At 77.2% G+C, this 9,907-nt stretch carries 6 protein-coding genes; 5 read left to right on the top strand and 1 reads right to left on the bottom strand.

Going from position 1 to position 9,907, the window contains the following annotated elements:
- Window positions 1-417 precede the first annotated feature (417 nt).
- Both GCU69_RS34865 and GCU69_RS28985 read left to right on the top strand, forming a co-directional pair.
- A complete protein-coding gene (locus GCU69_RS34865; RefSeq protein WP_218037998.1) occupies window positions 418-756 on the top strand; it encodes a hypothetical protein in 339 nt (112 codons plus the stop codon).
- Window positions 757-904: 148 nt separating this feature from the next.
- On the top strand, window positions 905-1,687 hold the full coding sequence (locus GCU69_RS28985; RefSeq protein WP_156207658.1) for a hypothetical protein: 783 nt from the start codon (window positions 905-907) through the stop codon (window positions 1,685-1,687).
- 15 nt (window positions 1,688-1,702) lie between these two features.
- Here the strand turns inward: GCU69_RS28985 and GCU69_RS28980 are convergent, their stop codons facing one another.
- Window positions 1,703-2,452: an ABC transporter ATP-binding protein gene (locus GCU69_RS28980; protein WP_098751934.1), complete on the bottom strand. Its 750-nt coding sequence runs from the start codon at window positions 2,450-2,452 to the stop codon at window positions 1,703-1,705.
- Between the two features lie 260 nt (window positions 2,453-2,712).
- Here GCU69_RS28980 and GCU69_RS28975 point away from each other — a divergent pair, with 260 nt between their 5' ends.
- From GCU69_RS28975 to GCU69_RS28965, 3 genes are read left to right on the top strand one after another with little or no spacing between them, the layout of a single operon-like run.
- Window positions 2,713-6,117, top strand: a complete 3,405-nt coding sequence (locus GCU69_RS28975) for an FtsX-like permease family protein (protein WP_156207657.1) — start codon at window positions 2,713-2,715, stop codon at window positions 6,115-6,117.
- Entirely contained in the window at window positions 6,114-8,909 is a 2,796-nt protein-coding gene (locus tag GCU69_RS28970; RefSeq protein ID WP_156207656.1) for an FtsX-like permease family protein, read from the top strand. The genes GCU69_RS28975 and GCU69_RS28970 overlap by 4 nt, the downstream gene beginning before the upstream one ends.
- Entirely contained in the window at window positions 8,906-9,862 is a 957-nt protein-coding gene (locus GCU69_RS28965) for an ATP-binding cassette domain-containing protein (protein WP_098751937.1), read from the top strand. The genes GCU69_RS28970 and GCU69_RS28965 overlap by 4 nt, the downstream gene beginning before the upstream one ends.
- Window positions 9,863-9,907: the final 45 nt, after the last annotated feature.

Below are 9,907 nucleotides of genomic sequence, written 5' to 3'. Positions count from 1 at the left end.
CCGGGCCGCGCGGCGGTCCGGGCACGGCCGTGCCCCGGACGTGCCGAGGGTCTCGCTGCGGGAACTGGCCGGGAACGGCAGGCTGTCGCCGCTCCAGGAGATGGACGCCACCCGGTACATCAAGACCGTCCAGGAACGCATCGTCAACGGCATGCGCCAGGCCCTCACCGAGCACAGCTACCACACCGACCAGTTCGAGCAGCACGTCTACCAGGTCAGCGGCGGCAGCGTGTTCATCCAGGAGATGTCGGGCGGCGCGGTCGCCACCGGCAGCCACGGCCGGGCCGGCCACACGGTCCAGCAGACGCCCCGCCCGGGGCCCGACACGGAGGGAAGCAGCGCATGAGCAGCACCCCGGACGGCGACACGCCCCGCACACCCGGGAACGGCGGCGGGGGGAACGTCAGCGTCGGCAGCATGAGCGGCGGCTCGATCGCCACCGGCCGGTACGGCACGGCCCGCTCCGTCAACACCACGGGCAGCGCCCCGGACCCCGCGCACCGGCGGCTGCTGGAGGCCATCGCCGCGCTGCGCGCCGCGCTCCCCGCGGACGACCGCAGCGACGCGGACACCGCGCTCGACGGTGAACTCTCCCGCGCCGAGGACGAGATCGCGGCCAACGGCACGGTCGAGCGGAGCCGGCTGGCGGACCTGCTGGACCGGGTGAGCGGATGGCTGGGCACCCAGGCCCCCGCCGCGGCGGCCGTCGCCTCGGCCACCGCCGTCGTCCAGGGCATCGCCCAGTTGTTGCGATGACGGACGGGACTGCCGCGATGACCCACCGGGCCCCAGCGGCGACTGCCGCGATGACCCACCGGACCCCAGCGGCGAACGACCGGGAGGACCGGGCGGCTCCCGGGACGACGTACCGCCGACGGCCGGGCGGCGGGACCGGGGGAGGGCCGTGGTCGTGAAGGTCTTCGACACCGAGCGGCAGGAATGGTCCCGGCCGGAGGAGGAGCGGCTGTCCGACCCCGACCGGGCGCTGGACCTCCGGCGGCAGCGGCTCGTGCGGCGCAACACCGCCGTCGTGCTGGCCGCGGCCGGGCTGGTCTTCGGCGTCTGGGCGCTGGGCTGGGGGGACGAACCGGAGCCGTACCGCGAACCGGTCGGCGCGGCGAGCGGCGAACCGGGTCCCGGCGCCGCCTCCGAGGACGGGCCGCGGCCGGAGACGACACCCGGTGAGGCGTCCGCGCTCCCGCCGCCCGCCGGCTGGGAACCGGTGCACGACCCCGAGGGCTTCCGGCTGGCGCTCCCGGAGGGCTGGGAGCGCGAGAGCCGGCCCTCGCTGTACGGCATGGACGTGGTCGACTACCGCGACCGGAGCGGGGTCCGGCGCCTCCAGGTGTTCCAGGTGATGGAGAGTTCGCCGTACGCCTCGCTGGAGGCCGCGCAGCTGGAGAGCGAGCGGCTCGACGGCTATGAACTGATCACCCTGGAGGAGACCGGCGACGGCGAACGCGAGGCCGCGGTGCACGAGTACCGCGCCGACGAGGTCGCCGGTGAGGCGGACACCGGCCGGCGGCACGTCATCGACCACCGCTTCGAGGCCGGCGACGGGGAGCGATACGCCCTGGTCGTCTACGGGTCCGCCGGCGACGGCGAGGACGACGAACGGGAGCTGCTGGACACGGCGCTCAGCTGGTTCTGCCCGGACGGCACGACCTGCGCGGCGCCGGGGAACTGACGGCGGTGCGGCGGCTCAGGAACCGGTGATGGTGCCGTCGCTCAGTTCCAGCACCCGGTCCGCCAGATCGAGGAGCTGGGTGTCGTGCGTGGCGACCAGCGCCGTCACGCCCTCACTGCGCACCACCGCGCGCAGCAGTTCCATCATCGCCAGGCCGGTCTCCGCGTCCAACTGGCCGGTCGGTTCGTCGGCGATGAGCAGCACCGGCCGGTTGGCGAGGGCGCGGGCGATGGCGACGCGCTGGCACTGGCCGCCGGACAGTTCACCGGGCCGCTGCGCCGCGTGGTCGGTCAGCCCGACCAGGGACAGCAGCAGCGCGACGCGCTCCTCCCGTTCGCGCGGGTCGGTTCCGCGGAGCCGGAGCGGCACCCCCACGTTCTCGGCGGCGGTGAGGATGGGGATCAGTCCGTAGGACTGGAAGACGAAGCCGATGCTGTCGCGGCGCAGCCGGAGCAGCCCCTGCTCGTCGAGTCCGGAGAGGTCCGTCCCGTCGACGGTGACCCGGCCCTCGTCGGGGGTGTCGAGGCCGCCGACGAGGTTGAGCAGTGTCGTCTTGCCCGAGCCCGACCGGCCCTTGAGGGCGACCAGTTCACCGCGCGGCACCTCGAAGCCGACGCCGCGCAGGGCCTCCACCCGCGTCGAGCCGGTGCCGTAGGAGCGGTGCAGGTTCTCGGCGCGGACCATGGGGGTTTCGGCGAGCCCGGTCCCGCCGCGGCCGCCCGGGGCGGCCGCGGGACCGGTGGCTCTCTCGGCGCTGTCCGTCATGTGGGCCCCCGTCGTGAACCGGTTGTCGTAATCCGGCGCCGTGCACCGCCCGCCCGCCGGCTGGCGTGATCCCGTGCCGTGCACCGCCCGTTCGCGGACCGGTCGTCGTGATCCGGCGCGGCGCATCATCGTATGCCAGGGAGCGGATCACGGTCGGATGACATTCGAACATTTGCCTGTGCGGTGCTGTTCGGCCGCTATAGATTCAGTATGAAACGGGTGTGGTGCCCGTACTCTTTCGGTGACTCGGCGGGGGACGGGTGTCGCTCTTCGTACTACTGCGCGTCGCGGCGCACCGGGCGCTTCTCGCGGCGGCGACGCTGGTCGTCGTCACGGCCACGACGGTGTTGGCCACCCTCGCGTCCTTCTCCGGAGCCGTGGACGGAGCCGCCCTGCGGCACGAACTCGGCGGCGGTTCCGCCGCGTCCGCCGCGCTGGTCGTCGGCGCGGACGTCGCCCCAAAGGGCGCGCGGGCCGCCGACGAGGCCGTGGAGCGGGGCGCCCGGGAGACCTTCGACGGGCTGCCGGTGACGGTCCGGAAGCTGCGGAAGTCCGGGCCGTACGCGCTGCCCGCCGTCGCGGGGGCGCCCGCGCCGCCGGACAAGCCGCACCTCACCCACTTCGCCTCACTCGACCGGACCCGCGTCACCCGGGTCTCCGGCGAACTGCCCGCTCCGAAGGCGCGCGCCACGCGCGACGCCCCGGTCCCCGTCGCCGTACCGCAGGCCGCCGCGGAACAGCTGGACCTCGGCCCGGGCGACCGTCTCACGCTCACCGACCGGCTCGGCGGCGGCGACGTGGCCATCCGGGTCACCGGCGTGTACCGGGCCGCGGACCCCGCCGACCCGTACTGGCAGGCCGACGCCCTGCGCGGCCGCGGCGTGCAGAAGGTCGTCTTCACCACTTACGGGCCGCTGCTGGTCAGCCCCTCGGTGCTCGCCTCGGGGCGCACCTCCGGCGACACCACGACCTGGGTCGCCGGCGCCGACTACGCAACCCTCACGACCGGGCGCGTCGACGCGCTGCGCGACGCCTCGGCGCGCGGCCCCGAGCGACTGCGGGAGGCGGAGGCGCTCGGCGGCAACCCGACCGTGACGACCGGGCTCCCGGCCGTGCTCGACCGCTCCGAGCGGGCGCTGCTGGTGTCCCGCTCGACGCTGCTCGTCGTCTCGGCGCAGCTGGTGCTGCTCGCGGTGTGCGCGCTGCTGCTGGTGACACGGCTGCTGCGCGCGGAACGGGCCGGGGAGAACGAACTGCTGCGGGCCCGGGGCGCGTCGCCCCGGCGGATCGCGGCGCTCGCGTGGGCGGAGTCGCTGCTGCCGGCCGTGCCGGCCGCGGTGTGTGCGCCCCTGCTGGCGGGCCCGCTCACCCGGCTGCTCGCGGAGCGCTCCGGGCTCGGCGGCATCGGAGTGCGGCCCGGCGACTCCGGGACGGCCGCGGTCTGGCTGGTGTCGGCCGCGACGGCGCTGTGCTGCGCCGTGCTGGTGGCGCCCGCGCTGGCGGCGAGCACCGGACACCGGGGCCGGGCCGTCTCGTTGCCGGGGCCGCTGCGGGCCGGGGCCGACATCGGACTGCTGGTCGTCGCCGCGGTGGCGTACTGGCAGCTGCAACGGCAGAGCGCGGGCCCGGGCACCGGGACGCCGGGCGGCGGCTCCGCGGACGGGCTCGGCGCCGACCCGCTGCTGGTCCTGACGCCCGCGCTCGCGCTGCTGGCCGGGACGGTCCTGCTGCTGCGCCTCATGCCGCTCGCCGCGCGGTTCGCCGAGCGGCGGGCGGCCGGCGGCCGTTCGCTGCTCGGGGCGCTCACCGCGTGGCAGCTCAGCCGCCGCCCGCAGCGGGCCGCCGGCCCGGTGCTGCTGCTGGTTCTCGTGGTCGCCATGGGCATGCTGGCCGTCGGGCAGAGCGCGTCGTGGGACCGCTCGCAGCGGGACCGGGCGGACTTCCGCACGGGAGCGTCGATCCGGGTGCAGGACCACCGGCTCGACGGCCCCGGCGAGCCCGGCCGGTACGCCACGCTGCCGGGCGTCCGGTCCGCCGCGCCCGCGCACCGCGCGTCCCTCAGCCTGTCGGGCGACCGGGCCGCGACCGTGCTGGCGCTGGACACCCGGCGCGCGGACCAGCGGCTGCTGCTCCGGGACGACCTGGCCGACGTGGACGCGGGCCGGCTGCTCGCCGCCACACGGTCCGGCGGGCCGGACGGCCGTGCCGGTCTCGTCCTGCCCGAGGGCGCCCGCAGCGTCTCGCTGACCCTGCGCCTGGCGGAGCCCCGGACCGGGAAGGCGCCGCGCGGCCACGAACCGGCGGTCACCGTGCTGCTGGAGGACGCGCACGGGCTGACGTACCGGCTGCCGGCCGGTGCCGTGGCCGGGGGCGCGCCCCGCACGGTCACCCTGCGGCTCGACACGGCAGGCGGTGAACGGCGCGCCGCGCCCGCCGGACCGCTCGCGATCACGGGCCTGGACCTGACCGGCCCGGTGCCGCCCGGCGCGCGCGGCGAACTCCGTCTCGACGTCACGGACCCGACGGCCCGGGACCGCGACGGGAACCGCCTCCCGGTCACCGTGCCCGGCAGCCTGCGCTGGCGCGGCACCGCGGTCACCACGGCCGGCGGCACCGGACGGCCCCCCGCCGGGGCCCGCACCTCCGCCGCCACGGCCGAGCGCCCGCTGTCCGCCGTCTACCGCGTCGATTCCACGGCCACCGGGGGCGCGCAGGAACCCCCGGCGGAGGACGTGTCGCTGCGGCTGCGCGCGGAACGGCCCGAGGCACCGCGCCAGGTCACCGGGGTGGCGACGGACGCGTTCCTGCGGCAGACGGGCGCCCGGCCGGGCGACAGCGTGGACGTCACGCTGGGAGGCCAGGACGTACGGGTACGGATCGCGCACAGCGTGCGCCAACTGCCCACCACCGGCCCCGCGTCCGACGCCGCCACGGACACCGCCGGGGCCGCTCCGGCCGCCGCCGGGGACTCCGGGAGCGACGACAGCGGCGGTAGCGGGACCGCGGCGGCCGGGTCCGGCACCGGCGGCGGGCTGCTGCTGGACCTGCGCGCCGTCAACGCCCTTCTCGCCCGCGACTCCGGTGATCCGCTGGACCCCACCGAGTGGTGGCTCGGCACGGACCCGGCCGGCACCGCGGACACCGCCGCGGCCCTGCGGGAGCGGCCCGACGCCGACCCCGCCGACGTCCTCGTACGGGACGAGACGGCCGCCGCCCTGCTCGGCGATCCGCTGGGGGCCGCGCCCCGCGCCGCGCTGCCGGCGGTGACGGTCGCCGCGGCGGCGCTCGCCGCGGTCGGCTTCGCGGTCGGCGCGCTCGGCTCCTGGCGGGAACGCCGCACCGAACTCGCCGTGCTCCGCGCCCTCGGCGTCTCCGGGCGGCAGCTCGCCCGGCAGTTCGCCTCCGAGCAGGCGCTGCTGATCGCCGTGGCGCTGGCGGCCGGGGCCGTCCTCGGGACGCTGCTGACCCGCGGTGTCGTACCGCTGACCGTACTGACCGGGCAGGCGGCCCGCCCCGTACCGGAGGTCCTGGTGGAGCTGCCGGTGCCGCAGGTGCTGCTCCTGCCGGCGGGAGTGGCGCTGCTGCCCCTGGCGGCCGTCACCGTCATCGCCCTGCGCCGGGTGGCGCCCGCGGAGGCCCTGCGCAGACAGGAGGACGTCACGTGACCGGCCGCCCGTGGAACCGGACCCGTAGCGCCGCGCCGCGGAAGCCGTCCCGTACCGCCGCGCCGTGGACGCGTACACGGCTGCGCACCGCGCCGGGTGCCGCGCTGGCCCTCGGCGCGCTGGTGCTCGTCACCGCGTTCCTGGCCGCGCTGTTCCCCCGGGCCGCCGACGCCGACGGGGCCCGCGGGCTGCGCCAGGACATCGCGAGCGCGCACCCCTCCCGCAGCACCCTGGATCTGAGCACGCCCTACCACGGCCCGGAGATGCCGAGGCGGGAACGGGAGAGGCTGCTGAGCCCCGGGACGGTCGAGGCCACGTACCGGGAGCTGCTGGCCCTGCTGCCCGCGCCGCTGCGCGCGGACCGGGCGCAGTCCGCGTACGGCGTGCAGACCACCACGCCCCTGACCGGCCAGGACCGCTGGCTGCCCCGGCCCGGCGGCCTCCCGCCCGAGTTCGTCCTGGCGGCCCAGGCGGGGCTGGACCGCCACGCCGAGGTCCGGGCGGGGCGGCTGCCCGCGGCCCGGGCGGCGACGTCCGGCACCCGGGAGATCGAGGCGGCCGTGACGACGGAGACGGCCCGGTCCCTGCGCATCCGCGCCGGCTCGGTCGTCCACGTCGGTGGAAACCGCACCGAACCCGGACTGACCGTGCGCGTCACGGGCGTCGTGGACCCCCTCCGGCCGGAGGGCAGCTACTGGTCCGCGTACGAACTGCTGCGCACGCCCAGCCTGCTCAGCACCGACACCCGGCCCCCGGAGCAGTACTGGAAGGGCGCGCTGCTCATCGCCCCGGAGGCCGCACCGGCCCTGCTCGGGACGCTCGGCGAACCCCGGCCCTACTGGCGGATCGCGCCCGACGTGACCGGGCTCACCGCACGCGATCTCCCGGCGCTCGCCGACCGGGTCGCGTGGCTCCGCAGCGGCCCCGGCCTGCTGAAGGCCGGGGAAGCGGCGGGCGGGACCGTCACCGTGGCCGGCGACCTGGACGCCGTCCTCGCCGCCCACCGGGACACGGCCTCCGCCGTCACCGCCGTCACCGCCGTGGCCGCCGCCGGCACCGGTACCGCCGCCGCGGTGACCCTCGCGCTCGCCGCCGCCCTCCAGGCCGCGCGGCGCCACTCCGAACTCGCCCTGCTGCGGGCCCGGGGCGGGTCGCTGGCCGGGATCGCCGGCCGGCTGCTGGCCGAGTCGGCCGCCGTCGCGCTGCCCGCCGCCGCCGTGGGACTCCTCGCCGCGGTGTGGCTCGTCGAGGAGGCACGGCTGCTGCCGTCCGTCGCCGGGGCCGCGGCGGTCGCGGTGCTCGGCTGTGCCGCGCTGCCCGTACGGGCCGTGGTCGCGCACCGCACCGTCCGGGTGCACGGTGGCCGGGAGGACGTGGTGCGCGCCAGGCCCGGCAGACGCCGCACGGTGGCCGAGCTGACCCTGCTGGCCCTGGCGGCCGGCGCCGTCGTGGCCCTGCGGCGCCGGGGTGCGGCCGACGACGGCGACCTGCTGGTGAGCGCTGCCCCGGTGCTCACCGGGCTGATCGCGGCCGTGGTCCTGGTCCGGCTGTATCCGATTCCGCTGCGGTGGCTGGCCCGCCCGGCCGGACGGCTGCGCGGCGCCCTCGGGTTCCTCGCGCTGGCGCGGAGCGGGCGGGAACCCTCGGCGGGCACGCTGCCGCTGCTGGTGGTGCTCGTCGCCCTGGCCTCCACGGCCTTCGGCGGCGCGGTGCTGGCCGGGGTCGCCGACGCCCGGGACCGGGCGGCGCTCGAAGCCGTCGGCGCGGACGCGCGGATCTCCGCGCCGGGCGGTGCGAAGGCCCTGCCCGAGGGGCTGGCCGGCCGCGTGCGCGAGGTGCCCGGCGTCCGGGCGGTGGCCCCCGTACTGATCGAGTACGCCGTCGACCTCCCGCAGGGCCACCCGGCGAACAGCAGCCTCTCGCCGACGCTGGTCGGCACGGATCCGCGGGCGTACGACCGCTTCCTCCGCGAGCAGGGGCTCGGCGGTCTCCCGGCGGGCGGGGCGGACGGCGCGGAGCGGGAAGCCGGGGTGCTGGACGCCGTTGCCTCGCCGGACGTGGCCGAGGCGCTCGGGAGCGAGCCGGTGCGGATCCTCGCCGCGGCGGGCCGGTTCACCGTCCGGGTCACGGCCGTGCGCGAGAGCGTTCCCGCGGTCTCGACGTCCGCGTTCCTGGTGGTCGACGCGGCGAAGCTGCCCCGCGGGGAGCCCAACACGCTGCTCGCGGCGGGCCGGGGGATCGACGCGGAGGCGCTGCGGGGGGCCGTGCGCGCGGCGGACGGGGACGCGGAGGTGGCGCTGCGCGCCGAGGCAAGTGAAGACTACGCGGACTCCGTGCTGCAGCGCGGCGCCGAGCGGATCTTCGGCGCCGCCGTCGCGGCCGGTGCCGGTTACGCCCTGCTCGCGCTGCTGCTGTCGCTGCTGCGGTCCGCGCCGGAACGGTCGGCGCTGCTGGCCCGGCTGCGCACCATGGGCCTGACCCGCCGGCAGGGACGCGGTCTGCTCCTGCTGGAGGCGCTGCCGCAGACCGTGCCGGCCGCCGTGGGCGGCGTACTCGTCGGCCGGGCCACCGTCTGGCTGCTGGCACCGGGTGTCGACCTGACCCCGCTGGCGTTCGCCGGCGGCATCGCCCGGCTCCCGGACGGCGGCGCGGCGCCGCGCTCCGACCTGTGGTCCCTTCTCGTACCGGCGGCCGCCGTGGTGCTGCTGTCGGCCGCGGTGGCGGCGGCTCAGGCCTGGTGGCTGGGACGGCGCGACTCGATCGACGAACTCAGGGCAGGAGACCTGCGATGACGAACTCCCCTCTCTCCTCTCTCGCGGACCTGGAGCAGCGGGCGGCCTCGCGCCGCGACGGCCCGGCTTACGGGCACGACGCGCTGATCGTCTGCGACCGGGTGGTGCGGATCTTCACCACGGACGGGGTGGAGGTGCAGGCCCTGCAGGGGCTCGACCTCCTCGTCCGGCAGGGCGAGCTGATGGCTCTCGTCGGGGCGTCCGGCAGCGGCAAGTCGACGCTGATGAACATCCTGGCCGGGCTGGACGTGCCCACCGCCGGCACGGCACGGGTCGCCGGGTTCGACCTGCTCGCGATGAACGCGAAGGCGCGGCTGCGCTACCGGCGGGACGTGGTCGGCTTCATCTGGCAGCAGACCGGCCGCAACCTGCTGCCGTATCTGACGGCGGCGCAGAACGTGGCGCTGCCCGTGCAGCTGCGCGGCGGCGGCCGGTCCCCGGCGCGGAAGCGGGCCGCGCGGGTGCGGGAACTGCTGGCGATGCTCGGCCTCGCGGACTGCCACGACCGCCGTCCGGCGCAGCTGTCCGGCGGCCAGCAGCAGCGGGTCGCCATCGCGGTGGCGCTCGCGAACTCCCCGTCGCTGCTGCTCGCCGACGAGCCGACGGGCGAGCTGGACTCGGCCACCGGGGAGCAGGTCTTCGCCGCCTTCCGGCGGGCCAACGAGGAACTGGGCACGACCGTCGTGATCGTCACCCACGACCAGGACGTCGCGGGGGAGGTCAGCCGCACGGTGGCGATCCGCGACGGCCGCACCTCCTCGGAGGTGCTGCGCCGCACGGAGGTGGACGCGGAAGGCCAGGAGTCGGTCGTGGCTCAGGAGTTCGTGACCCTGGACCGGGCCGGACGGCTCCAGCTCCCCGCCGCCTACACCGCGGCCCTGGACCTCAAGCACCGGGTGCTGCTGGAACTGGAGCAGGACCACATCGGGGTGTGGCCCGACAAGGAGCGGTGAGGGCGCCGCGGGGCCGGGGAGCGGGTACGCATTCCCCGGCGCCGG

The organism is Streptomyces lycii (genome assembly GCF_009735685.1).
GTDB lineage: Bacteria > Actinomycetota > Actinomycetes > Streptomycetales > Streptomycetaceae > Streptomyces > Streptomyces lycii.
The sequence above is the reverse complement of the archived record's forward strand: the minus strand, read 5'-3'. Positions and strand labels throughout refer to the sequence as shown.

What these genes read in the sequence shown, in the direction of transcription:
- GCU69_RS34865 (WP_218037998.1), top strand. Translation starts at nt 418, where the DNA reads ATGAGCGGCGGCTCGATCGCCACCGGCCGGTACGGCACGGCCCGCTCC.
- GCU69_RS28980 (WP_098751934.1), bottom strand. Translation starts at nt 2,452, where the DNA reads ATGACGGACAGCGCCGAGAGAGCCACCGGTCCCGCGGCCGCCCCGGGC.
- GCU69_RS28965 (WP_098751937.1), top strand. Translation starts at nt 8,906, where the DNA reads ATGACGAACTCCCCTCTCTCCTCTCTCGCGGACCTGGAGCAGCGGGCG.